The following is a 25,096-nucleotide window of genomic DNA, read 5'->3' on the forward strand; positions in this document are numbered from 1 at the left end:
ACTATTTATGTTGTTTTCCAGACAATTATCATGATGAGAAAGATTCTTGATCTTGGCGCTCTTCTCTAACGAGACGCTACGCGAAGGCGTACTTGGTGAACCAGCGCTATAGGCGGGTTTCCCACCGTAAGCGACTGGTGTTAGTGCAGCGTAAAGCCTTCTCTTCTCCTATCAGAGACGCTCTTGCTAGCTTGTTTCTACGTTCGCAAAGCGTGCCGTAGGCAAGTGGTACGGCATGGCAACTCTTAGAGACGCTACGTGTAGCTTGCTTAAGAGCAGGGGTACGCTTAGAGCGACGAAGGAGCCTCACCCGAAGGGCGGTTCGTTTAATATTCTGTGCATCTTCATACAGAATTGGTATTACGTTTAATTTGTCAGTGATACTTCGCCCATCAATAACCTCGCCGCCATTCTACTGAGTTTCTTTTTACTCTGATTCAAATTTATGCCAGAAGTGTATTGACTTATAGTAAATCTATTGAGAAGCTAATAGTTAGATTTACTAATTACTAGAAGTGCATCAAACTTGTGACAATACTGACGAGAAAAATAAATCGATCGCAACCTCAAGAAGAACCAAAACCGTTGATTTTGGAAACTCAGGGACTCACACGCCGTTTTGGGAAGTTAACCGCAGTTAATAACCTGAGCATATCTGTAGAACAGGGCGAAGTATTTGGACTGCTTGGCCCCAATGGCGCAGGGAAAAGTACAGTTATTAAAATGTTGACAACCTTACTGCCTATCAGTGCAGGGAAAGCAACCTTAGCTGGCTATGACGTGGCTCGTGAATCTAATCCTGTAAGACGGGCTATCGGCTATGTACCCCAGGCGCTCTCTGCTGATGGTAATCTCACGGGTTACGAAAATCTCTTAATCTTCGCCAAGCTGTATGGAATACCTACCAAAGGACGCGATCACCGCATTTATGAAATTCTAGAATACATGGGTTTGCAAGATGCGGCGAAACGCTTGGTACGAAACTACTCTGGTGGGATGATCCGCAAGCTGGAAATTGGCATATCAGTTCTACATCAACCCCAAATTTTGTTTCTTGATGAGCCGACTGTCGGACTAGATCCCATCGCTCGAACTCAAGTATGGCAGCTTGTACTACAACTCCGTGCTGATTACAGCACAACTATATTTTTAACAACCCACTTTTTAGAAGAAGCCGATAGCTTATGTAACCGAGTGGCGATTATGCAGCAAGGTGAGGTCGTTACTACAGGTACACCAAGCGACTTAAAAGCCTCATTAAGTAATAAGCTTAACGCAACTTTGGATGATGTCTTTATTCACTATACAGGCGACCAGTTAACATCAAGAGTGAACTACCGTGACACAGCAAGAACCAGACGTACTGCTCAACGGTTGGGTTAAAACACCACCCACTGTCCGAGTAAATTTAATCTCTGCAATTAAAGAGCTAGTTACGAAAACCCTGGCGATCGCAGAATTGGAAATACGTAAACTCCGCCACGATCCTACTGATCTAGTAGTTCGAGCTGTGCAACCAGCATTATGGCTGATGATCTTTGGGCAAGTTTTTGCCCGCACTCGCGTGATTCCTACAGGAAACTTACACTATTTGGACTTCATTTCTGCTGGGATTTTGGCTCAGAGTATTTTGTTTGTGGCAATTTTTACTGGTGGAATGACGCTAATCTGGGAGCGAGATTTAGGGATTGTACATAAATTTCTAGCTAGTCCCACACCCCGGATGGCGATGGTGTTGGGCAAAGCCCTAGCATGTGGGGTGCGATGCTTATCTCAGGTAGTATTCATTTACGGATTGACATTTTTATTGGGTGTCAAACTAAATCTTCATCCTTTAGCTATCCTCCAAGTACTAGTGGTAGTCATGCTGGGGGCGGGAACATTTTGCATTTTTTCATTAATCATTGGCTGTTTGGTAAAAAGCCGAGAAAGGATGACGGGTATTGGACAATTGATAACCATGCCGTTATTTTTTGCGAGCAATGCCATCTATCCGATTTCGTTGATGCCCAGTTGGTTAAAGTTCATTTCCCATTTAAATCCCTTGACTTATGAGGTTGATGCCTTACGCGGCACCATGCTGTTAAACGGCACTAGCATCTATGGCTTTGGTCTGGATTGTACAATTCTCTCATTAACATTAATAATTTTGGCCGTCATTGGTGGAAAACTTTATCCACGGGTGGCCATGTAATCAGGAGAACAACAAGCCCATGACCTTGGATAAACTTAATCAAGGTGCAACTTCCGAAGAATGTGCCGCTAGAGTAATGGACACAGTTCCATTGGTGATGCGGTTTATCCGAGCGGATATGCGTGCCCATAGTGCCGCCTTTTTATCCATACCTCAGTTGCGATCGCTAGCATTTATCAACCGCAATCCTGGTGCTTCATTATCTGAGCTGGCAGAGCATTTAGGTGTCACCTCTGCCACGGCATCAGCAACCATAGAACGCCTGGTACAACGCGACTTTGTGAAACGCTGCGCTCATCCTCAAGAACGGCGACGGGTGCTGCTCAATTTAACTGAAGATGGAAAACACCATCTAAAGCAATCCCAAGATCAAACTCGCGCTCATATTACCGACCTGCTCAAAGGTCTTACAGAAGACCAAATTTCCAATATTGAAGAAGGTTTAACTCTACTAAAAAATGTCTTCGAGAAAACAGAACTCAAAGCCCCATAACTTTGAGGTTGCACAACACGATCCCTTTGCAGCCTTTAAGTTTCGAGACTATCGGCTATTTACCATTGGACGGCTGGTACTGTCGGTGGGGTCGCAAATGCAAACTGTAGCTATCGGCTGGGAACTCTATGAGCGGACTAACTCAGCGATAATTTTAGGTGGTGTGGGACTGGCGCAAGTATTGCCAATGATTGCTCTCACCTTGATTACCGGACATGTGGCCGATCGCCGCGAGCGCAAACTCATCATGTTACTGTCAGTGATGCTGCTAGCTCTGTGTTCACTAGCTTTGGCAGTGCTTTCTTATACTAAAGGTGCAATTTTTCTAGTTTACACCTGCTTGGTATTAACAGGTGTCGCTAGAGCATTCCTCAGACCAGCGAGTGATGCTCTGATGTGGCAGTTGATACCTGTGAGTGCGTTTACCAATGCAGCAACTTGGAATAGTAGTAGCTTTCAGTTAGCCGCAGTCATCGGCCCAGCCTTCGGAGGATTTGGGATTGCGCTGTTGGGAAGTGCTACAGGAGTGTATATAGCAGCAGCGATCGCCGCGTTGCTGTGTTTTATTTTTACAGTACCGATTAAAGAGCAAAAAGCCATCCGCACAACTGAGCCAATTTCACTCAAAGCACTTGCAGCTGGTGCTAAATTTGTCTGGCAGAATCAGTTAATTTTAGCAGCGATCACATTGGATATGTTTGCTGTATTGTTGGGTGGTGCGATCGCCTTGCTACCCATCTTTGCCAAAGATATTTTACACGTGGGGCCAGTGGAATTAGGATACCTACAAGCAGCCAACTCCATTGGTGCTTTGACTATGGCGATTACTCTGGCATATTTACCACCACTACGCAAAGCAGGCCCAGCCTTATTGTGGTCAGTAGTTGGCTTTGGGGTTGTCACAATTATTTTTGGACTTTCTCATTCTTTTTGGCTGTCTATGTTGATGCTGACGCTTGGTGGCGCACTAGATAGTATTAGCGTTGTGATTCGTCATACATTAGTTCAAATCAGAACACCGGATCATTTGCGTGGTCGGGTTGCTGCTATTAATAATGTGTTTATTAGTGCCTCCAATGAATTGGGAGGCTTTGAGTCAGGCTTGACAGCAGCTTTGTTTGGCCCAGTAATTTCCGTTGTAGGTGGTGGAATTGGCACAATTGTAGTGGTGATTACTACAGCAATGATTTGGCCAGGAATTCGTAAGTTAGGGGCTTTGCAAGAATATAAATAAGCTGTTACGCAAATAAAATTGTATATTTACTCCTATACCCCTCTGGGGAAGCAAGCTAGCAAGAGCGTCTCCTTCAGGAGAGGATTGTCATTAGTCATTTGTATTTCAAAGAACAGATGACCATTGACTGCATGACAGTCTTAACAATTGCAATGTAAAATTTAGACGCGCATCAGCTTAGAAGTATGTCTGATTTTAATTCCTGGATTTTCTACCTCAGTTACTTGCAAACTGCTGTAAAAATAAAAATGGTAGTATCTGATGATAAAGTCATAGCTACTACCATTTATCCCATTTCAGCAAGAGCTAATCAGAATATATTAGCTTTGGAATCAGGTGGGATTTTTAATTAACGATTGCACATGGCGTAATTAAAAGGGAGAAAAACCTATAATTTTGGGATAATTCCTAACTTAAATTCGCCCTTAAAGTTATGCAATTGGTACTAAGTAATTGGGAAACCGCCGCCACCAGTGCTAAATGGTATATTGCCTTCTTGTGGAATTCCATATTTAGAAAAGTCGAAACTACCAGCCGTTGGAATTCCATACTTAGCAAAGTCGAAACTGCCTTCTTTTGGAATTTCAGAACTACCCAAACTAAAGCTGCCTTCTTTTGGAATTCCATACTTATCAAAGTCGAAGCTGCCTTCTTTTGGAATTCCATACTTATCAAAGTCGAAGCTGCCTTCTTTTGGAATTCCATACTTATCAAAGTCAAAGCTGCCAGCTGTTGGGATGCCAAAAGCGCCTCCAGGTGCGAAAGGGTCGCTGAGGTTGCTAGCCTGACCACCACTATTAACGGGATTACCAGGAACAGAATTTGCATCAGATGCCATTAGAGTTAATCCTCCTATTAGAACATAAATTTTGCTTCATTAATAAATGTCATAAAAGCATAATTAAGCTTACTTGGTAGATTTTATCTTTTTTGTAAATTGCTAATTTTGAGCTTTTATGAATGCATTAAAAATTGTTTTAATAAATTTTAATGGCTAAAAAAAACTGCAATTAATACTGGTTGTGTCACTAAATATAAAAAAAGTAACTTACTCTTACAATGAAAATTTTTTAGATGCTTGTGTCAAATCTTTAGATAGTTATGTCAAATTTTTAGATACTTTTATTATCAAAATTTATTCTAAAAGTTTGATCAACTATTTATTTTATTCATTTTAGTTAGAGAACAGAGTTTGCTGGAATCCTCTTATACTAATTTTCTATGAATATGTATTTAATTTTTATTAAATAGGTAGGCGTAAATAAACATAAGATAAAACCTTAACCTCAATCCCTCTTTGTGAGTTAGGAGAAGGAGGCCGGAGGCAGGGTGAGGTTTTATATTTAATTTGACCCACTTACTTAATACGAATTCTGTATGAACTACGAACCGCATAGACGCAAAGCGGCTTCCCAGAAGGTAGGGCGCATTCGCGTAGCGTCTCGTAGAGACAGGTGGTGCAATAATTTACATAATGGCTACAATGATTACCCAAAATCAACTTGAAGAATTATGTCCAAGCGATCGCATACATGTTACGCTGTCGATTGGGATATAGAAGATTCTGGCGGGCGACAAAATAGACTGGAAACAACTTCTAGCAATGTGTTGCAGGAGTTCTTTTATCCAAAAATTTATTATTCCAGGATTTTAAAGATTTTTTGACTTGCAGTTATATACAAATGTTCTCAAGTAAGCTATTATTCTCATGATGATTTGATAGTAATTATAACTAATAAGGTTATCCATGCTTTTTCCCTTCTTGATCATGTTCCGAGAGGGCGTTGAAGCTGCGCTTGTCGTGGGTATCATCGCCAGTTATCTCAAGCAAACTGGACGTACCCATTTGATGAAGTCAGTCTGGATTGGCATCGCACTAGCGACTTTTCTTTGTCTAGGTGCTGGAATTGTTTTGCAAATAACCAGTCAGGAGTTTCCGCAGAAAGAACAGGAACTATTTGAAGCGGTAATTTCCATTGTCGCAGTTGGAGTTCTCACCTGGATGGTTTTCTGGATGCGCCGTGCTGCTCGTTCGATTAAAGGCGAGTTACACTCTCAAATTGAAACTGCCATACAGTCAGGGGATAAATGGGGTATAGCACTAGTATGGATGGCATTCTTTGCAGTACTGCGGGAAGGTCTGGAAACAGTAGTGTTTTTGCTGGCTACGTTTCAGCAAAATTTGGGAATTCAAGCTCCTGTGGGGGCATTGTTTGGATACGCAGCCGCACTAGCGGTCGGTGTAGGCATCTATCAAGGTGGTATCCGCATCAACTTGAAGCGATTTTTTAAATGGACAGGAGCTTTCATTATTGTAGTTGCTGCTGGACTCCTAGCAAGTGGAGTGAGAGCTTTCCATGAAGCCGGAGTGTGGAATTCACTACAAGCAGTGGTATTCGATGCTAGCGGGGTACTTCCCAAAAACGGGTTTCTCGGTTCACTTTTGGCAGGGTTTTTTGGCTATAACGATACTCCTACTGTCAGCGAGACGATCGCCTATTTTGCCTATCTAATTCCTACTATGTTGTTGTTCTTCTTAGGGAATAACGCTGAACAGAAGACTACAGCAAGGCATTCCTAGCTACTTCAATAATAATTTTTAGGAAAATACAACAATGAAAAATTTTTTAAAGTATTCAACAATTATCTGTTTAATTGCCTTGACAGTAGCTGCCTGTGAATCCACCAAATCAAGCGATACTTCCGCGAATAGTTCTCCAGAAGCTAAAGTAGCCAGTGATACCTCTACTAACAATTCTACAGAAACTGCTTTGACTGTGACAGATAAAGGTTGTGAACCTAATCAGCTGACAGTGGCATCTGGGGAAAACAACTTTGTGCTGACCAACAAAAGCAGCCAACCTTTGGAATGGGAAATTTTGTCTGGGGTAAAAGTCATTGAGGAAAAGGAAAATATTGCCCCTGGCTTCGTTCAAAAACTCAAAACCAATCTGGAACCGGGTGAATATGATATGGCTTGCGGTTTACGCAGCAATCCCAAAGGGAAACTCACTGTAAAAGCAGGAGGAGGAAATTCTCAAGCTAAGACAACTGTAGATCAAGGTCAATTAGTCGGTGCGATCGCAGAATACAAAGTCTACGTCACTAAAGAAACTGACCAACTAGTGGCAGACAACAAGACCTTCACGGATGCCGTGATTGCAGGAGACGTTGCTAAAGCTCAGAAACTCTATCCCTCTACCCATGCCCACTGGGAACGTGCAGAACCAATAGCTGAACTGTTCTCCGATCTCGATAAAACTATGGATTCCCGTGCTGATGACTTTGCCAAAAAAGAGGCCGATCCAACATTCACTGGATACCATCGCATAGAGAAAGCTTTATTCCAAGATAAAACCACAAAAGGCATGAAACCTTTTGCCGAAAAGCTACAGAAAGATGGACTAGACCTACAAAAGCGCATTGCCACCTTAACCATTGAACCAAAAAATATGGTTGGCGGTGCTGCTGACTTGATTGAAGAAGTAGCTGCTACCAAAATCTCTGGAGAAGAAGACCGTTATAGCCATACTGACCTCTGGGACTTCAGCGCTAATGTAGAGGGTTCCCAAAAGATTGTGGAGTTATTGCACCCCGTTATCCAAAAAGCTAATCCAGATTTGCTCAAGCGTGTAGATAGCAATTTCACCAAAGTTAACCAAAAACTTGCTAAATACAAAACCTCTGATGGTGGTTTTGCCACTTACGACAAGGTGAGTGAAGCAGATAAAAAAGATATGAAAACAGCAATAGCTGCTCTTTCTGAAGATTTATCTCAGTTGCGCGGCACTCTGGGCGTTAACTAATTGATCAAAAATTCCTAGAAGAGTAAATTATGTCTATCACAAAGCAACCAAGTTTACGCATTACTCCCAAGCTCGGCCGTCGTGACTTGTTAATCGGCATGGCAGCAGCAGGTGGAATAGCAGCCTTGACGACTTTGGGCTATCGTACTCTTCTGGGATCGCCTCTTGACCCATCTGAAGAGGTCGTGCCGTTCTTTGGGCTTCACCAAGCAGGTATTTTGACTCCTACTCCGGCTGCTGGTTTGATGGTTGCATTTGATACAACTGCTACAAACAAGGCAGATTTAGTGCGGTTGTTCAAAACTTTAACTGAGCGCATCCAGTTTCTCATGGCAGGGGGAACACCCAAGCCGCGCGACCCTAAATTTCCCCCCAGTGATTCCGGGATTATGGGTCCGAACATTGCTCCCAATAACTTGACAATCACCTTAGCTGTGGGTAACTCACTGTTCGATAACCGCTTTGGACTCGGCAACTTGAAACCCAAGCGGTTAGATACGATGCCCAATTTTCCCAATGACGAGCTTGACCCAGATTTATGTCATGGGGATATACTATTACAATTCTGTGCGAATACTGAGGAATCGAATCTCCACGCTTTACGCGACATTATTAAGAATTTGCCTGACTTGATAACTTTGCGTTGGCAAATAGCGGGATTTCTGCCGCCAAATACCCATAAAAAACAAGGCAAATCTACGGTGCGTAACCTGCTTGGTTTTAAAGATGGAACGGCAAATTTAAATGCTAGTGACGATAAATTGATGAACCGGATTGTCTGGGTAGAGCCGAACAATGGTGAACCCGCTTGGACAGTAGGAGGAAGCTATCAAGTGGTGCGAGTGATCCGCAACTTAGTCGAACGCTGGGATCGCACACCACTACAGGAACAAGAGACAATTATTGGGCGCAGTAAAGACTCTGGCGCACCTTTGGGAATGAAGTATGAGAAAGATATTCCTAATTACGATCAAGATCCTCAAGGTAAACAAATTCCTCTAAATGCTCATATCCGCCTTGCTAATCCTCGCAAATCAGAGTCGAGTTTAATTCTGCGGCGTGGTTTCAACTATTCACGCGGGTTTGACAAATCTGGACATTTAGATATGGGTTTGTTGTTTGTCTGTTTTCAAGCTGATTTAGAGAAGGGGTTTGTGACAGTGCAAAATCGTTTGATTGGAGAACCTTTGGAAGAGTATATTCGCCCCATTGGTGGTGGATATTTCTTTGCTTTACCTGGTGTCAAAGCTGAAGGAGGTTATCTTGGTCAGTCATTACTAGAAGCATAAGTGGTATAGATTTATATTTAACTGGTCGCGGCAACGAGTCGGCTACTATACTTTATATTAGTGGCGCGATGTTCGCCGCTTTGGGACTGGGGACTAGGAAAACATTCCAAAAATTGGGAGAAGTTAAAGCAGAATTCCATAATTTTTCATTTGATAACCCAATCCCCAATCCCTAATCCCCAGTCCCTTTTACTTTTGAATTTTTTGGCGGTGGTTAGCAGCTTGTAATAATAGAGATTCGGCAAAAGCGATCGCATCAGTTGCAGATTTACCACCAGCTAACTGTGCTAGTTCTTCCCGGCGAGTATTTAAATTCTCCAAGGTAGTAACTCTAACAACGGTACGCTGCTCGGCGTTATCATTGTTAACTTTTTTACCTTTGCCTTGATTGATAGTTTGCTTATCTACGCGGAAATGGCGATCGGCCATTGCCGCAACTAAAGGCTGGTGGGTAACACATAATACTTGGTTGCGTTGACTTAGCTGGTGTAACTTTTCCGCGATCGCTTGGGCTACTCTCCCCGAAACCCCGACATCAATTTCATCAAATACCATTGTCCCAGCCGCATCAACCTGAGAAAAACAAGCTTTCAGCGCGAGTAAAAAGCGGCTCATTTCACCACCAGAGGCAACTTCTGTTAAAGGTTGCAGTGGTTCTCCGGGGTTGGAACTAAATGTAAAGGTAATTTTATCTGCTCCCATCGCAGTTGGGAAAGCTGGTAATATTTCAACCAGAAATTTTACCTTTTCCATCGCTAGAGGCTTGAGTTCAGCTATTAAACGTGATTCTAAATTAGCAGCCGCCTGACTCCGCAATTGAGTTAACTGATTACTTGCTTGGGTAAGTTTTTCAAAACACGCCTTTTCTTGCTGTTCTAAGTTTTCAATAGATTGTTCGCTATCATTAAGTTGAGCTAATTCTGCTTGGATACGTTGGTAATAAGCGATCGCTTCTTTTAGTGTCGGTCCATACTTACGACAAATTTGCTTTAACTCTCGAATTCGTTCTTCCACCTCTTCCAACCGTTGCGGATCGGCTTCCAAACCATCCCCATAAGCATTAATCTGCCTTCCTACTTCCATTACCGCAGCTTGCGCGTCCCGCACTAATTCCAACAAATGTTGTAGTTGGGTATCGTATTCCACCATGTCATTTAATGTCGCCTCACTGTCTCCCAATAAATCTGCGGCGGCGGGAGTTTCATTATCGTTTTGATACAAAGCCTGATAAACTTTGTAACTCATTTGTTGCAAATCAACGACATGATTCAGGCGTTCTTGTTCTTGTCCCAACTGTTCCAATTCATCAGGTTCGCTGAGATTGGCTGTTCCCAGTTCTTGTACTTGATAAGTCAGCAAATCGAGTTGTTGTAAGCGTTCCCGTTCTGATGTCCTGCGTTTTTCTAGTGCTAAATGCGCCTGTTGGTAAGCACTAAAGCTCATAGCGACTTTATGGCGCTGTTGCATCAGAGAGTCGCCACCATACAAATCTAACCAGTCTCGAACTTGGGCAGATTGTCCTACTTGTACAGTTTGACCTTGGGCGGTGATTTCCACCAAGCGATCACGCATTCCTACCATGATCTGCCGATTTACCAACACCCCATTCACTCGTGATCGACTACGGACATTACTCGCAGTGGCTGTGATTTCTCGGCTAATGACTACAGAATTTTCATCAAGCAAATCTATTTCTTGTTCGGTTAACCAAGCCGCTAGGGAGGCGTTTGAGGTAAAAGTAGCTTCTACTAGCGCCCGACTTGTCCCCGTGCGAATGACTCGACTAGAGACTTTACCGCCTAAAGCGGCATCAATAGCATCCAAGATAATCGATTTACCAGCGCCGGTTTCACCTGTTAACACATTTAGTCCCGCGCCAAATTCTAATTCCAGTTGGTCAATGAGGGCAAAGTTTTCAATTCGCAGGCAAAGCAACATCAAGCCAAATTCTCCATGAGGGCAGATGCCGGATACTTCTAATTTACAGGACAATAAATACGATCTTTCAGCAACTAGCAATACCTACTACTATTAAATTAGTATGCCCGTTTAAGTGTAGCAAATCAGTGGGGACTGGGGAGAAAAGATGATTATTTCGACTTTTGAACTCGGAATTTCGGGCTTTGAACTTCCTATTCCCCAATCCCCAATTTCTAGACATATTGTTACAATACTTAATGTGATCGTTCTGACTGGTGGCCTTCTTCATGATTGTTAAGACACTTCCCCCTAATTCCCGACCGATTCAGGAGGACAGTCGCAACGGCACAAATAGCCGAGGCGAACTGGACGTTATTGATGTAGTGCCAGAAGATGGTACATCAAGCTTAGTTGTGCGCTCGCCAAGGCTATTAGCAGCCCAAAAGATGAGAACAACAGCCCAACCTGAGATACTTTACGATCCCGTGGGCATAGGGGCGCATTACCAAAACAGAAAAGTGCAAGTTCTACGGCGGATTTTTGCCGTGTTGGGGCCAGTTCTATCCTTTGTTTTTGGGTTGTGGTCGGATAGTAAACGGGGAATTGTCGTCAAAAATGACCGCCGCCGAGCCACTCAGCTACGAGTATTGCTGACTAAACTAGGGCCTGCTTATATTAAAATTGGACAAGCTTTATCCACTAGACCGGATTTAGTTCCTCCCATTTTTTTAGAAGAATTAACTAAACTACAAGACCAATTACCGCCTTTTGCCAACGAAATTGCTTACCAGTTTATTAAAGAAGAATTAGGCGCACCTCCAGAAGAAGTTTACGCCGAACTCTCGGCCCAGCCAATTGCTGCGGCTTCGTTAGGACAAGTGTATAAAGGTAAGCTAAAAACTGGTGAAGAAGTCGCTGTTAAAGTTCAACGCCCTGACTTAAGAGAGGGGATTACCATTGACTTGTATATCTTGCGTAACCTCGCCGCCTGGGTGCAGAAAAAAGTCAAACGGGTAAGAAGTGACTTAGTTGGGATTCTTGATGAATTAGGCGATCGCATCTTTGAAGAGATGGACTACATCCATGAAGGCGAAAATGCGGAGCGATTTTTTGAGTTATACGGTCATATAAAAGACGTATATATACCGAAAATTTACTGGGAATATACCAATCGCCGCGTCTTGACGATGGAGTGGATTAACGGCACTAAATTAACCCAGACAGAAGAAATTAGCGCCCAAGGTATAGATGCTCGTTATCTAATTGAAGTGGGTGTGCAGTGTTCCCTACGCCAGCTGCTAGAACATGGATTTTTCCATGCAGATCCCCACCCTGGTAATTTGTTAGCCACAACCGATGGCAAATTAGCTTATCTCGATTTTGGGATGATGAGCGAGATTAAGCCACCACAGCGTTATGGTTTGATTGAAGCGATCGTCCACGTTGTCAACCGCGACTTTGAAGGATTAGCAAAAGATTACGTTAAATTAGATTTCTTATCACCAGAAACCGATTTAACGCCAATTATCCCAGCTTTTGCCAGAGTCTTTGCTGATGCCCAAGGAGCCAGCGTTGCCGAACTCAACATTAAAAGCATCACCGATGAATTATCGGCTTTGATGTATGAGTATCCTTTCCGCGTACCGCCTTACTACGCCTTAATTATTCGCTCCCTGGTGACGCTTGAAGGTATTGCAATATATATAGATCCCAACTTTAAAGTCCTTAGCGAAGCTTATCCCTACGTTTCTAAACGCCTGTTAACCGATCCAGCACCGCAATTAAGAGCATCATTGCAAGATTTGCTATTTAAAGAAGGCAGATTTCGCTGGAATCGCTTAGAAAACTTGTTAAAAAATGCGCGTAATAGTCAAGACTATGACTTTGATTTAGTACTGAATCAGGGGATAGAATTTTTGTCATCAGAACGTGGTGCTTTTATTCGTGACAAGCTAGTAGATGAATCTGTTAACGGACTCGATGCTTTAGGTAAAAATGTTTTGCATAATTTTACCTATTTGTTGCGCGAACGCGTTGGTTTGACAGCAGTTAATGAAACTCCGGCGGCGACAGTTGAGCAACAACAAACCTTGGAACATATCAAACGTATATTAGGTATTCTCCGAGAAACACGAGGCTTTGATCCAATGCAACTTGCGCCCCAAATTGCCCAATTATTAGTAAATTCTGATGTACAGCGTTTGGGTCAACAAATTGCCAACCGCTTCACGCAAAAAGCTGTAGCCAGGTTAATTCGGCAATTATTGGCATCGTAGTAGGATTTAGGAGTCAATAAGGCTCAGTTAAGAAGAATAAGGTAGTAATCATTCAAATTGCATTCTTGCGCCTGCCTTTGTGAGGCTAAAGATTACGCAACTTAAAGGCGGATTAGTTTAGTAGGTTGGGTTTCGTTTTTCAACCCAACCTACGTCTACTTTAATAATACAGCGATCGCAAAACTTGTAGGCAGGTCTACTGACTTTAGTTGGAATTCAAATCTAACTAAAGTTAGAGTCAACCTTATTATATGAACTGATTGATCGCTCTATGAAATAAAAGTATTAACTTTAAGTAGACGACACAGCAGGGACAATTTTATATATTATCTAACTAAAGTTGGAGTCAACCTTATTATATGAACCGATTGATCGCTCTATGAAATAAAAGTATTAACTTTAAGTAGACGACACAGCAGGGACAATTTTATATATTGAATTTATGCAAACACGAATAGTAATTGAGTTGCAAGTTTTAAGCTTGTTTGACATAGATCGCACAAAGATAAGCTATGACTGTAACCATAGTTTATTACTCGTTTCACCTTCAACACGATTCCAGCCTTTGTAGTGTCTTTACCATAGTGTTCTTGACTTGACATATTAATGGAACCTGATAACTCAACTCACGAAAACCAAACTGTTGACGGACACAAACTACCCGTATTAGATAAAAAAGAATCTTCTGTCAGTTCAACGGCTGAACCAACACCGAGTTCTCCTAGTCCCCATCGACATTCTCGTCGAAAGTGGATATTGTTTGGCTTGCTGGGCGTAGGGTTAATTGTTGGCGCTATTTTTGGCTACCGCTGGTGGCGTTTTGCTTCAGTTCATCAGTCAACTGACGATGCCTATATTACTACTAATATTTATCCCGTCAACGCTCGCATCAATGGAACAGTCGTCGAGGTAAGGGTAAATGATAACCAATTGGTATCGCAGGGTTATGTTCTGGTGAAGTTAGACCCGCGTGACTATGAAGTAGTGCAACAGCAGTCAAAAGCAGCCCTAGAATTATCAAAACAGCAAGCAGCAGTGGCTCAAGCAAATATTGGCGTGACGGCAACAACTGCCGCGGGTCAGACGACAGAAGCCAAAGGAAATATTGATGCGGCGGCAGCAACTGTCTCGACTTCAGAAGCGGCTTTGGCAGAAGCACGGGCAGGAGTACCCGCAGCACGGGCCCAGCTTGCCCAAGTCAATGCAAATTTAATCAAAGCCAAGCGTGATTATCAGCGTTATACTGCGCTCTCTGCTGAAGGTGCGGTGCCTCAACAAGACCTGGATACAAACAGAGCAACATACGAGGCAGCGTTAGCGCAATATGATGCGACTGCCGAGCAGATTAAGCAGGCACAAGCTAAAGTTGTGCAGGCGCAAAAAAATCTCTCCAATGCCCAAGCGAAACTTAGTTCTACTAGAGGAAACCTGCAACAAGCAAATGCAGCTAGTAAACAAACGGGGGTGAATCGACGGCAGTACCAAGCAGCATTAGCAACGGTTGCTCAATCAGAAGCCGAGTTGAAAAATACACAACTGCAACTGTCGTATACTTCGATTGTCGCTCCAATAGCAGGGCGGATTGGCAATAAAACAGTCCAAATTGGACAACGGGTTCAGCCCGGACAAACTTTGATGTCTCTAGTACAAAAAACTCCCTGGATTGTTGCCAATTTCAAAGAGACACAGTTGGAAAATATGCGACCCGGACAGCCTGTTGAAATCAAGATTGATGCCTTTCGCCATCATCGGTTTACAGGCATAGTCGATAGTATATCTCCAGCTTCGGGAGCCGATTTTGCTCTGCTACCGCCTGACAATGCCACTGGTAATTTCACTAAAATTGTGCAGCGCGTTCCAGTCAAAATCATCTTTGATGCAAACAGCATCCGAGGATACGAAACGCTGATTACATCGGGAATGTCGGTGATTCCGACCGTTGATACAAGTGTATTAGAAATGACCCATCGTGGGTCTAATAACCGCTCGCCAATCGTTAACCACTAAATGCCACCCAATGGTCAACACTAGGGCAAGTTCACAAAAATCATCCTCTCGCGCTCAATCTTCCTCAGAACGGACTGTTTCCTTTAGAGAATGGGTTGGGGTCATGGCAACCTTATTGGGTGCATTCATGGCAGTGCTAGATATCCAGGTGACAAATGCCTCTCTTAATGACATCACGGGCGCGTTGAGTGCCACGATTGATGAAGGCTCCTGGATCTCTACAGGCTACTTGGTTGCTGAGATTGTGGTGATTCCTCTGACTGGATGGTTATCGCAGGTGTTTTCAGTGCGGCGATATTTGCTAGTCAATGCCGTATTATTCTTAATTTTTTCGATCGCCTGTGCCTTTGCTGTCAATCTCCCAATGATGATTTTTTTCCGGGCAGGGCAGGGATTTACCGGGGGAGTGTTGATCCCGATGTCGTTTACCGTGATTTTGATGACTTTGCCAGCCTCTAAGCAGCCAATCGGCTTGGCATTATTCTCAATCACGGCAACCTTCGCCCCCTCAATTGGTCCGACGATTGGCGGCTGGCTTACCGATAACTATGGCTGGGAATATATCTTCTACATCAACATCATTCCAGGTCTATTGCTGATTGCGGGGGTCTGGTATGGACTCAAGTCTCAGCCAATGCAGCTCAACCTCTTGCGAAATGGGGATTGGTGGGGCATCATTACAATGGCGATCGGGTTTGCTTCTTTTGAGTTTTTTGCAGATGAAGGAAATCGCAAAGATTGGTTCGGCTCTGAGGAAATTCAGCGAGCCGCAATTATTGCGGCAATCTCTCTGCCGTTGTTTGTGATCATTCAGTTCACGCGCCAGCATCCGTTGTTGAATCTACGACTGTTAGGGCGGCGCAACTTTGGCTTCTCGACTGTGATTACCCTGGCGCTAGGATTGGGTTTATATGGATCGACCTTCATCCTACCGCTCTACCTGGCGCAGGTGCAGAGATACAACGCTATGAAAATTGGGGAAACCATTATGTGGTCAGGCATTCCTCAGCTTTTCATCACGCCGTTTGTGCCCAAGCTAATGCAACGAATTGACCTCCGGGTGCTAGTTGCAATTGGGCTGGCGCTGTTTGGAGTCAGTTGTTTTATGAACTCTCACATGACTCACGATACAGGCATAGATCAATTGATCCCGGCTCAAGTCGTGCGGGCATTGGGACAACCCTTTATTATCACGCCACTTTCGAGTATCTCAACTGCTGGCATTGAACCAAAGCAAATTGGCTCTGCCTCGGCAATTTACAACATGGCACGTAATCTAGGTGGCTCGGTAGGCATAGCCATTTTGGGGACGCTGCAATCGCGGCGGGAACGATTCCACTCGAATCGATTGGTAGATGCTGTATCGCTTTCAAATCCGATTACTCGCGATCGCATTGATCAACTGACGCAGTTCTTCACAAATCAAGGGGCCGATCCTGTCACTGCACAGAATCAGGCAATTGCCCAGATTGGTAACATTGTTCGTCGGGAGGCAAATGTTATGGCCTTCAACGATTGCTTCCTGTTTATGGGCTATGCTCTATTTGCGGGTGCGCTCTTGGTGCTACTACTCAAAAAAGCCAAGCCTACGAGCGGGGCAGCGAGTCACTAAGATTCGATAGACGAGTACATTCTGGGCAGTCGTGGAATGTCGGTGAGCGCTCCATCGGCGGAATTTGATAGCCGCAAGTTTGACAAGTCTGATTAAATAGAACCAGCGATGACCGTGAGGTTGTCAAAACAACCGCTTGTGTCAAGACTCCGAGAGCAATGAGAGTAATTGCAATAATCATCGGCGTGATTAATTAGAGCTAGTTTGTAAACTAAAGTAAAGTCTATTACGTATTATTTCTTAGCTTTTTTTAAAAATCAAATATGATTCTTATAGTCCAGCCAGACTACCATATTTATTAATGCGAAATCAAGCTGTTATGGGCTTGTGCTTTCCCTGTTTGCACCTGGATTGCACTTTACAAGCGTTGCAGGTTACTTGCACTAGTCAAGTGTCTGCTGTGGAAATAATGATTACTATTATTGAGTAACTGCCCAGAGATTAATTCTTTGGGACAATTTATTCTTTGGAAGTCCTTTAATTCAGCAATTATTGGCATCCTAGTAAAAGTTATGAGTTAAAAAAAGTTTTTAACTCATAAATCATTCATTCTAGCAACTATATAACCCAACTCTTCCAGCTTTTTTAAGACCTTAGTTGCACTTTGGGTAACACTTTCTTCATTAGTTTTGCATTCGACTTCTGGACGGAGTGGTATTTCATAAAGATCATTAATACCAGTGAAGTGTTTAATCTTGCCGGATCTGGCTTTTTTATATAACCCTTTTACGTCTCGTTGTTCACAAACTTCTAATGATGCATTGACGTAAACTTCAATGAAATGTGGAATACTTTGACGCACTTCTTCTCGAATTTCGCGGTATGGTGAAATGGCTGAAACCAATACAATTACATTATTTCTGACAAGAAGATGAGCCACAAAGCCAATGCGCCGAATATTCTCTTCTCGATCCTCTTTACTGAAACCTAATCCTTTACATAGGTTTTGACGTACTGCATCGCCATCTAGTACTTCAACTCTGTATCCCTGTATCCGCAGTTCCTTCTCCACGAATTGGCAGATAGTAGTTTTACCTGCACCACTTAGACCAGTAAACCATACTGTTACGCCATACTCTTGTTGTCTCATCCTACCTTGAGCGTATATTTGAGAAATTAACTTAAAAATGAGATTGTATGATTAATTTGATTATTAGACGTCTGACTACTGCACTATCTATATTCCCTACTATTACCAATTTGCTAGAGTTAATATTACCTCTGACAGGATTAACAATTTTATTATTATTTATAGGATTTCAATCAGATTTTCTCAAGGTACATATCTTAGAAAAATCTTGGCAAGAAATTGTAAAAATTATTGTGTTTTCCTTTTTTATACCAGGCTTAAGTGAAGAAATAGTTTTTCGCGTTTTGTTTTTGCCTCACCCTACTGAAAACCCCTCACTCAAGACACAAGTTATATAGATAATTATTACTTTAGTCGCCTTCATTATATATCACCCATTTCAGGGACTAACCTGGAATCCTGGTGCCCGTGAAGTTTTTATAAATCCAAATTTTTTAATCCTGGCAGCTTTGTTAGGAGTTATCTGTACGCTCGTTTACTTAATATCTGGCTCTATTTGGCTTTCAGTTATCATTCACTGGCTGGCTGTTGTCATTTGGATAGTTTTATTAGACGGATTTGCTAAGTTTAACCCACATTTTGCACTTCATTTTGTATTTAACTTTCTTCTTGGGGATAACCATTTTTCTCACGTTTGAGACTTTCTTCTAAAGCTTGAATTTGTTCACGACGAGCTTCCAATTCTAAGGAACGCCGCGCTAAGTCTTGGTTTTGCAACGTCAGGGATTGTCGCCAATGTTCTGCTCGTTCGGCTTCGTGCTGCAAAAATTCCGGGGTAATGCCGATGGTGAGGTAGCTTTGTACCAAATGGAGTACCCAATTGGTAGCATCTTCTAATCTTTCAATGTCGCCTGTAGGAGAAAGTTCCACCAAAACAAGCAAGTTCTCACTCATGATTTTTCCCTTTCCTAGCAGAATGAAAGCCTCTTCGGGAATTATCGCCCACAAGTTATCAGCTTCTTGACGCGCCAACAAGCGTAACTGGTGCTGGTCTAAAAAATCGTTTTTACGCACCTGGGCTAAATATAGCATGAGGGTCGCTTCGCTCCAATTCAAAATTCAAAATTCAAAATTCAAAAAACTTTAATAAAAAACAAGTGCCAGAATGGATATTTGGATCTTGTTAATTGGTAATGGGTAATTGAAAATGAATAACTCTCCGAATTACCCATTACAGTTATCCTAAGCCACGCAGGCAATGCCTATGGCAACGCCTTCAGGCGATCGCGCAAAATTTCTGCTTGTTTCTGTGCTTCTGCTAAAGCATCACGCGCTCCCTGTACCACGTCGGCTCTAGCTTTATCTACAAAGCTAGGGTTGTTTAATCTGGTACTCAGGGACTGAATTTCAACTTCAGCTTTACTCAAGCTTTTTTCTAGCTTGGCACGTACAGCTTCAATATCTACTACACCGCTTAGAGGAATTAGCACTTGTATTGTACCAATTACACCTGCAATCGCATTTTCTGATTCTTGTGGTTGTTCTAATTCTTTCTGCGGGAAAAATCGGCTCCATAAACTTTGTCTTGCTTGAGCAGTGAGTAAATTTTGGCTAACAAACCACGCTGTGTAACCAAAACCAACTAGTTCAAAGAAAGTTCCGAGGATGGGAATGTCATCAATGGCATAACCCATAGCTAAACCCACTCTACCAAAGACAATGGCCACGATAATTAAGCCAATTGTCTTCAAACCCCTCTGAGGTTTTTTAACAGCAACAGTTTGGCTTTTTTCCTTGTCAGTAATGGTTAAAGTCTCAACCTTCGCCAAATCTTTAATGTAATCTTGTCCAGAAGTGAGAATTTCTCGCTCTTTCTGGCTTTCAGTTTGCAAATTCGCTGTTATTTTTACCCCTGGTTTAATATCCGCCTCAGCCCGCAAATTCCGAATTGTGCGGATAGTACCAATCAGCAATTCAAACTGTTCTTCTAAAGCTAAATCAATCAATTTTGCATCTATCTGGGGATAGACTTGTAAGGCTAAAGTTTGCGAAGAATCTACTGATTGTTGGGTGAGAGTCTGCCAAATTTCTTCGGTAATATGAGGCATGAAGGGATGAAGCAGTTTCATAATTCCTTCCAATATGTAGCCGAGGGTTTGCTGTGCTACCCGCCGCGATACTGGATCGGCATCTGCTTGCAATCTGGATTTCACTAGTTCAATATACTGATCGCAGAAATCACCCCAGATAAACTCATACAATCCCTTTGCTGCTTCTCCTAAACCGTAATTATCGATGTAATAAGTGGTTTGTTTGATAACTTGATGATACCGCGAGATAATCCAGCGATCGCTCAATTCTGTGGCTACTGGATTCCCCAATTGTTGCGGCGTTTGTCCATCCAAATTCATCATCACAAACCGGGCAGCATTCCACAACTTGTTAGCAAAATTGCGGGATGCTTCCACCGATGCTGATTCATCTTTTTTGCGATCGTATTCCAATCTAATATCTTGACCTGCACCAGCCACTTCCCTAATTAAGGTATACCGCAGGGCATCAGTACCATATTTGTCAATTAATAACAACGGGTCAATACCATTACCTTTGGTCTTTGACATCTTCTGGCCTTTTTCATCCAGCACCAAGCCGTGCATGTAAACTGTTTGGAAAGGCATTTGTCCGGTAAAATGCCCAGCCATCATGGTCATTCTGGCAACCCAGAAAAAGATGAGGTCAAAGCCTGTCACCAAAGTAGTAGTCGGGTAATAAGTTGCTAAATCCTGAGTTTGTTCCGGCCAGCCTAAAGTCGAAAACGGCCAGAGTCCAGAAGAAAACCAAGTATCTAACACATCTGGGTCTTGTTCTAACTTGACATTTTCACCAAATTGTGATTTAGCTTTCTCCCAAGCTTCAGTTTCCGATTTTGCTACCACAAACGGTGTATTATCGGTAATTTGCCCATCGGTTTCACTGACAGCGTACCAAGCTGGAATTTGGTGTCCCCACCATAATTGGCGAGAGATACACCAATCATTGAGTTTTACTAGCCAGTCACGATAGACTTTTGTCCAGCGTTGGGGGACAAACTCTGGGGAATTTTGTTCATCGAGGAATTCGAGAGTGTTGTCAGCGAGGGGGCGAATTTTGACGAACCACTGAGTCGAGAGGAGGGGTTCAATGGGTACTTTACCGCGATCGCTATAAGGAACGGTATGCTTATAATCTTCTATCTTCACCAGAAAGCCATCTGCTTCTAGGCGAGAAACCACATTTTTTCTAGCAACAAAGCGGTCTTGTCCTTGAAATTCCCCTGCATTAGCGTTGAGAGTGCCGTCTTTGTTCATAATATTAATTAACGGCAGATTGTGACGCTTACCCATGTCAAAATCGTTCGGGTCATGGGCGGGAGTTATTTTCACGCAACCTGTGCCGAAAGTGGGATCAACATATTCATCGCCAATAATCGGAATTTCTCGGTGTAGAATTGGCAGAGTGAGAGTTTTGCCAATGAGATGTTTGTAGCGATCGTCATTGGGATTGACTGCTACTGCCGTATCGCCCAGCATCGTTTCTGGTCTAGTTGTCGCCACTTCTACAAAACCGGAACCATCCGTGAGAGGATAGCGGAAGTGCCAGAGATTTCCATTCACCTCTTGATTTTCTACTTCCACATCAGACACAGCCGACCCAGAAGCTGGACACCAATTAACTAAATATTCACCACGATAAATTAAGCCTTCCTCGTAAAGGCGAGTAAACGCCTCGACAACAGCTCTAGATAAACCCTCATCCAAGGTAAACCTTTCCCGTGACCAGTCTACCGAGACACCCAAGCGTCGTAGCTGATTCAGAATCGTTCCCTCAGACTCCGCCTTCCATTGCCAAGCGCGTTCTAAAAATTTTTCGCGCCCCAATTCGTAGCGAGTCTTACCCTCTGTTTTGAGTTGCTTTTCCAGCATACTATGCACAGCAATGCTGGCGTGGTCAGTTCCGGGTAGCCATAGGGTATTGCGTCCCTGCATCCGGTGATAGCGCACAAGGGTATCGATTAAGGCACTTTCAAAAGCGTGACCCATGTGTAAGCTGCCAGTGACATTCGGCGGGGGAATGACGATGCAGTAGGGTTCGCCGCCTTTGTTGGGGTCAGCTTTGTAAACTTGGTTGTCTTCCCAGAATTTTTGCCACTTGGCTTCGGTGGAAAAGGGGTCGTAGAGACTGGGAAGATTGGGAATGGTTGCGGTCATGCGGGAAAACTAAGGAAGGACTCTAATAAATTTTGCCACAGGGTTGGAGAGGGATTGATGGAAACGAACCGCCAAGACGCCAAGGACGCCAAGAGAAGGGAGCCAAGTGAGGAGGTGGATAGATTAGTTTACGCTGTGATTGGGGCGGCGATTGAGGTGCATAGGGTGTTGGGGCCAGGGTTTTTGGAGGAGGTGTATAAGGAGGCGCTAATTATAGAATTTTTCAGGTGCGGGATACCTCATGTGGTTGAGAAGGGGGTAATAGTGAATTACAAAGGACATGAAGTAGGTAAGGGGAGATTAGATTTTCTAGTTGCTAATTGTTTAATTGTGGAATTAAAAGCTGTTCAAAATTTAGCCCCAATCCACGAAGCTCAAGTCCTGTCCTACCTTAAAATGACTAATTACCCCTTAGCCCTTCTCATCAACTTTAACGTCCCCCTTCTCAAAGACGGCATCAAACGTATCATCCTCTCTTAATCTTCTCTTGGCGCACTTGGCGTCTTGGCGGTTCGTTAAGCAAAACCCATGAAACACCAAACAACCTCCCCTTGGACATTCATCCCCACCCTATATTTCACCTCCGGCATACCTTACATCATCATCAACACAGTTTCCGTAATCTTTTACAAAAAACTGGGAATAGATAACGCACAAATTGCTTTATGGACAAGCTTTCTCTATCTACCTTGGGTCATCAAAATGTTTTGGGCCCCAATTGTAGATATTTACTCTACCAAACGTAAATGGATAATTTACACCCAATTTGCCATGTTCTGCTGCTTGGGTTTGATAGCCATCTCCTTACAACTGCCAAATTTCTTTTTGATCTCTCTAGCAGCATTAACAATAGGAGCATTTATTTCTGCAACTTATGACATTGCCACAGATGGATTCTACCTCCTCGCCTTATCTCCAGAACAACAAGCCTTCTTTGTTGGCATTCGCTCACTATTTTATCGAATGGCTGTCATTTTTGGTTCAGGAATATTAGTAGTCTTAGCAGGTCAGCTTGAAGTATCTCTCAATAACATTCCTTTAAGCTGGACTATATCTATTGGCTTCTCAGCTTTAATTTTAGCAATCCTATTTATTTTCCATTGCCGAATTTTACCTTTACCTGAATCAGATAAGCAACGACAAATAAAAATTATGGAAAATATACCTTTTTGGTCAATCATTAGCTCATATTTTGCTCAAGATAAAATCATAAACATTTTATCGTTTATCTTGCTCTACAGACTTGGCGAAGCAATGCTTGTCAAGATAGCCTCTTTATTTTTATTGGATAAACCAGAAGTAGGTGGTTTAGGGCTATCAACATCAGATGTCGGATTAGTCTACGGGACATTTGGGGTAATATCTCTTATTTTTGGAGGGATTTTAGGAGGCTTGCTAATTTCTAGATATGGATTAAAAAAGTGTCTGTTTCCTATGGCTTTGGCGTTAAACTTGCCTGATATATTTTATGTATATATGGCTTACACTAAACCTTCACTAACATTAGTGTATCCCTTGGTTTCCTTAGAGCAATTTGGGTATGGGTTTGGATTTACAGCTTTTAGTGTTTATTTAATGTATATTTGCCAAGGCGAATATAAAACTTCTCATTTTGCTATTTCCACTGGCATTATGGCTTTAGGAATGATGTTACCAGGCTTAATTAGCGGTTATCTGCAAAAAGCTTTTGGCTATCCATTATTTTTTATCTTGGTTTGTTTGCTGACTATTCCTGGGATGATTGCTCTATTTTTTATTCCTTTAAAAGAACAACCGAAGCGTCAAAATAATTAACATTATTGCAATCAATGAGTTATGTTTTAGGAATAGATGGCGGCGGTAGCAAGACTGTTTGTGTCTTAATGGATGATTCGTGTCAAGTGCTAGGTCGTGGTGAAGCAGGCCCATCTAACTATCAGAGTATAGGTATGGAAGCTTCTCTACAATCTATTCAATCTGCAATTCACAATGCAGTTGAGGCAGCAATAATTACAAATACTGTGAATATTGACGCGATATGTTTGGGTTTAGCAGGTGTAGGTCGTGCAGCAGATATCGAAGTAGTAAAAGGTTTGGTTAAAGAGTTACAGAATGACAAATTGTCTATTAATTGGGCATTACACTCAGCAAATATTAGAATTTGTAACGATGCTTTAATTGCTTTAGTTGGTGGAATTGGTCAGCCTGTAGGACTTGTGGTTGCAGCAGGTACTGGTTCGATAGTTTTTGGGCGAAATCATCAAGGAGATACCAAACGAGTCGGCGGCTGGGGGTATATTTTAGGAGATGAAGGTAGTGCCTATAAAATTGCGATCGCAGGTATGAATGCAGCATTAAAATCTTATGATGGACGGGAAATATCAACGAGTTTGCTAGAGTATTTCAAACAGCATCTCGATTTGGAAAGTATAGAAGATTTAATAGAAGTAGTATATCGACGAGAATGGGGAGTTAAACAGATAGCGGCTTTAGCACCAATTGTAGATTTTGCAGCAGCGTCAGGTGATATAGTAGCGAATATGATAATTGATGATGCTGTCAAAGAATTAGTGAAAGCTACATCTACAGTAATTGATGCTCTTTTTAGTGTTGACTCAGCTTTAGAAATCGTCACAACAGGAAGCGTATGGCGAGGTAGATGCAATATCCATGAAAGATTTGCAGCGTCTCTTGTTAAGAAGTTTCCTGAAGTAAAGGTGATTTTTCCGAGGTATGAGCCTGCTTATGGTGCTGGTTTGTTAGCGTTGCAGACAACTCAAAATTGACGGGCTAATAATAGGAGTTTTCAGTTTGCAAATATGCGCCCCAAGAAAGTTATTATTTCAGACCAAGCAGCGGTGCTAGCACTAGAATCATAACGATAACCGTCGTCGCGCATGAATGTATGCTCTGCTTCACTCTAACAAATAACGATAAGTTGCTTTGATAATTTGAGCCAGTGCATAAGCTGTTTCCGGCTCAAGACGTTTGTCGCCTAAAAGCAAAGTT

Annotated in this window: 21 protein-coding genes and 1 pseudogene; 16 read left to right on the forward strand and 6 right to left on the reverse strand. The window is 42.7% G+C overall.

Annotated features, from left to right (window positions below; genetic code table 11):
* Window positions 1-528 precede the first annotated feature (528 nt).
* From V7L20_RS05645 to V7L20_RS05665, 5 genes are all read left to right on the forward strand, one after another.
* Window positions 529-1,383 carry an ABC transporter ATP-binding protein gene (locus V7L20_RS05645; protein WP_334743112.1) on the forward strand — a complete coding sequence of 285 codons (855 nt, stop codon included), beginning with the start codon at window positions 529-531 and terminating at the stop codon, window positions 1,381-1,383.
* On the forward strand, window positions 1,340-2,194 hold the full coding sequence (locus tag V7L20_RS05650) for an ABC transporter permease (protein WP_334743113.1): 855 nt from the start codon (window positions 1,340-1,342) through the stop codon (window positions 2,192-2,194). Before V7L20_RS05645 ends, V7L20_RS05650 begins: the two co-directional genes overlap by 44 nt.
* A 19-nt stretch (window positions 2,195-2,213) precedes the next feature.
* Window positions 2,214-2,687: a MarR family winged helix-turn-helix transcriptional regulator gene (locus V7L20_RS05655; RefSeq protein ID WP_334743114.1), complete on the forward strand. Its 474-nt coding sequence runs from the start codon at window positions 2,214-2,216 to the stop codon at window positions 2,685-2,687.
* Entirely contained in the window at window positions 2,653-3,921 is a 1,269-nt protein-coding gene (locus V7L20_RS05660; RefSeq protein ID WP_334743115.1) for an MFS transporter, read from the forward strand. The genes V7L20_RS05655 and V7L20_RS05660 overlap by 35 nt, the downstream gene beginning before the upstream one ends.
* A gap of 185 nt (window positions 3,922-4,106) precedes the next feature.
* Window positions 4,107-4,274: a hypothetical protein gene (locus V7L20_RS05665; RefSeq protein WP_334743116.1), complete on the forward strand. Its 168-nt coding sequence runs from the start codon at window positions 4,107-4,109 to the stop codon at window positions 4,272-4,274.
* Between the two features lie 92 nt (window positions 4,275-4,366).
* Here V7L20_RS05665 and V7L20_RS05670 read toward each other — a convergent pair whose 3' ends face one another.
* Window positions 4,367-4,759 (reverse strand): hypothetical protein, encoded by a 393-nt coding sequence (locus V7L20_RS05670; RefSeq protein ID WP_334743117.1) that lies wholly within the window; start codon window positions 4,757-4,759, stop codon window positions 4,367-4,369.
* 909 nt (window positions 4,760-5,668) lie between these two features.
* On the opposite strand from V7L20_RS05670, the gene efeU reads away from it, so the two are divergent.
* The 3 genes from efeU to efeB are packed head-to-tail and all read left to right on the forward strand — an operon-like array spanning window position 5,669 to window position 9,016.
* The gene (gene efeU, locus V7L20_RS05675; RefSeq protein WP_334743118.1) at window positions 5,669-6,502 is read left to right on the forward strand and encodes an iron uptake transporter permease EfeU; all 834 of its coding nucleotides are present in this window, start codon (window positions 5,669-5,671) and stop codon (window positions 6,500-6,502) included.
* A gap of 34 nt (window positions 6,503-6,536) precedes the next feature.
* Window positions 6,537-7,727 (forward strand): iron uptake system protein EfeO, encoded by a 1,191-nt coding sequence (gene efeO / locus V7L20_RS05680; RefSeq protein ID WP_334743119.1) that lies wholly within the window; start codon window positions 6,537-6,539, stop codon window positions 7,725-7,727.
* Window positions 7,728-7,756: 29 nt separating this feature from the next.
* Complete coding sequence (gene efeB, locus V7L20_RS05685; RefSeq protein ID WP_334743120.1) at window positions 7,757-9,016, forward strand: iron uptake transporter deferrochelatase/peroxidase subunit; 1,260 nt, start codon at window positions 7,757-7,759, stop codon at window positions 9,014-9,016.
* Between the two features lie 189 nt (window positions 9,017-9,205).
* On the opposite strand, the gene recN is transcribed toward efeB, so the two are convergent.
* Window positions 9,206-10,954, reverse strand: coding sequence for a DNA repair protein RecN (recN, locus tag V7L20_RS05690; protein WP_334743130.1), 1,749 nt, complete (start codon window positions 10,952-10,954; stop codon window positions 9,206-9,208).
* A gap of 269 nt (window positions 10,955-11,223) precedes the next feature.
* On the opposite strand from recN, the gene V7L20_RS05695 reads away from it, so the two are divergent.
* From V7L20_RS05695 to V7L20_RS05705, 3 genes are all read left to right on the forward strand, one after another.
* Entirely contained in the window at window positions 11,224-13,212 is a 1,989-nt protein-coding gene (locus tag V7L20_RS05695; protein ID WP_334743121.1) for an ABC1 kinase family protein, read from the forward strand.
* A gap of 606 nt (window positions 13,213-13,818) precedes the next feature.
* The gene (locus V7L20_RS05700) at window positions 13,819-15,219 is read left to right on the forward strand and encodes an HlyD family secretion protein (RefSeq protein ID WP_334743122.1); all 1,401 of its coding nucleotides are present in this window, start codon (window positions 13,819-13,821) and stop codon (window positions 15,217-15,219) included.
* A 10-nt stretch (window positions 15,220-15,229) separates the two neighbouring features.
* Entirely contained in the window at window positions 15,230-16,831 is a 1,602-nt protein-coding gene (locus tag V7L20_RS05705) for an MDR family MFS transporter (protein ID WP_334743123.1), read from the forward strand.
* A gap of 535 nt (window positions 16,832-17,366) precedes the next feature.
* On the opposite strand, the gene cysC is transcribed toward V7L20_RS05705, so the two are convergent.
* Window positions 17,367-17,921 (reverse strand): adenylyl-sulfate kinase, encoded by a 555-nt coding sequence (gene cysC, locus V7L20_RS05710; protein WP_334743124.1) that lies wholly within the window; start codon window positions 17,919-17,921, stop codon window positions 17,367-17,369.
* A gap of 47 nt (window positions 17,922-17,968) precedes the next feature.
* Between cysC and V7L20_RS05715 the strand changes: the two genes are divergently transcribed.
* Together V7L20_RS05715 and V7L20_RS32525 are read left to right on the forward strand one after the other, a co-directional pair.
* The gene (locus tag V7L20_RS05715) at window positions 17,969-18,259 is read left to right on the forward strand and encodes a hypothetical protein (RefSeq protein WP_334743125.1); all 291 of its coding nucleotides are present in this window, start codon (window positions 17,969-17,971) and stop codon (window positions 18,257-18,259) included.
* 6 nt (window positions 18,260-18,265) lie between these two features.
* Window positions 18,266-18,559 carry a CPBP family glutamic-type intramembrane protease gene (locus tag V7L20_RS32525; protein WP_442943510.1) on the forward strand — a complete coding sequence of 98 codons (294 nt, stop codon included), beginning with the start codon at window positions 18,266-18,268 and terminating at the stop codon, window positions 18,557-18,559.
* Here V7L20_RS32525 and V7L20_RS05720 read toward each other — a convergent pair.
* On the reverse strand, window positions 18,519-18,953 hold the full coding sequence (locus V7L20_RS05720) for a hypothetical protein (protein WP_323203661.1): 435 nt from the start codon (window positions 18,951-18,953) through the stop codon (window positions 18,519-18,521). The two genes, V7L20_RS32525 and V7L20_RS05720, sit on opposite strands and share 41 nt — an antisense overlap.
* Before the next feature lie 170 nt (window positions 18,954-19,123).
* The gene (locus tag V7L20_RS05725; protein ID WP_334743126.1) at window positions 19,124-22,108 is read right to left on the reverse strand and encodes a valine--tRNA ligase; all 2,985 of its coding nucleotides are present in this window, start codon (window positions 22,106-22,108) and stop codon (window positions 19,124-19,126) included.
* A 57-nt stretch (window positions 22,109-22,165) separates the two neighbouring features.
* Between V7L20_RS05725 and V7L20_RS05730 the strand changes: the two genes are divergently transcribed.
* From V7L20_RS05730 to V7L20_RS05740, 3 genes are read left to right on the forward strand one after another with little or no spacing between them, the layout of a single operon-like run.
* Window positions 22,166-22,588: a GxxExxY protein gene (locus V7L20_RS05730; protein ID WP_229458083.1), complete on the forward strand. Its 423-nt coding sequence runs from the start codon at window positions 22,166-22,168 to the stop codon at window positions 22,586-22,588.
* 48 nt (window positions 22,589-22,636) lie between these two features.
* Entirely contained in the window at window positions 22,637-23,902 is a 1,266-nt protein-coding gene (locus V7L20_RS05735) for an MFS transporter (protein WP_334743127.1), read from the forward strand.
* A gap of 14 nt (window positions 23,903-23,916) precedes the next feature.
* Window positions 23,917-24,873: an N-acetylglucosamine kinase gene (locus V7L20_RS05740; RefSeq protein ID WP_334743128.1), complete on the forward strand. Its 957-nt coding sequence runs from the start codon at window positions 23,917-23,919 to the stop codon at window positions 24,871-24,873.
* A gap of 20 nt (window positions 24,874-24,893) precedes the next feature.
* Here the strand turns inward: V7L20_RS05740 and V7L20_RS05745 are convergent.
* Window positions 24,894-25,004 (reverse strand): annotated as a pseudogene (locus tag V7L20_RS05745) (dienelactone hydrolase family protein); the annotation flags it as partial.
* Between the last annotated feature and the right edge of the window lie 92 nt (window positions 25,005-25,096).

Source organism: Nostoc sp. (genome assembly GCF_036916735.1).
Lineage (GTDB): Bacteria > Cyanobacteriota > Cyanobacteriia > Cyanobacteriales > Nostocaceae > Nostoc.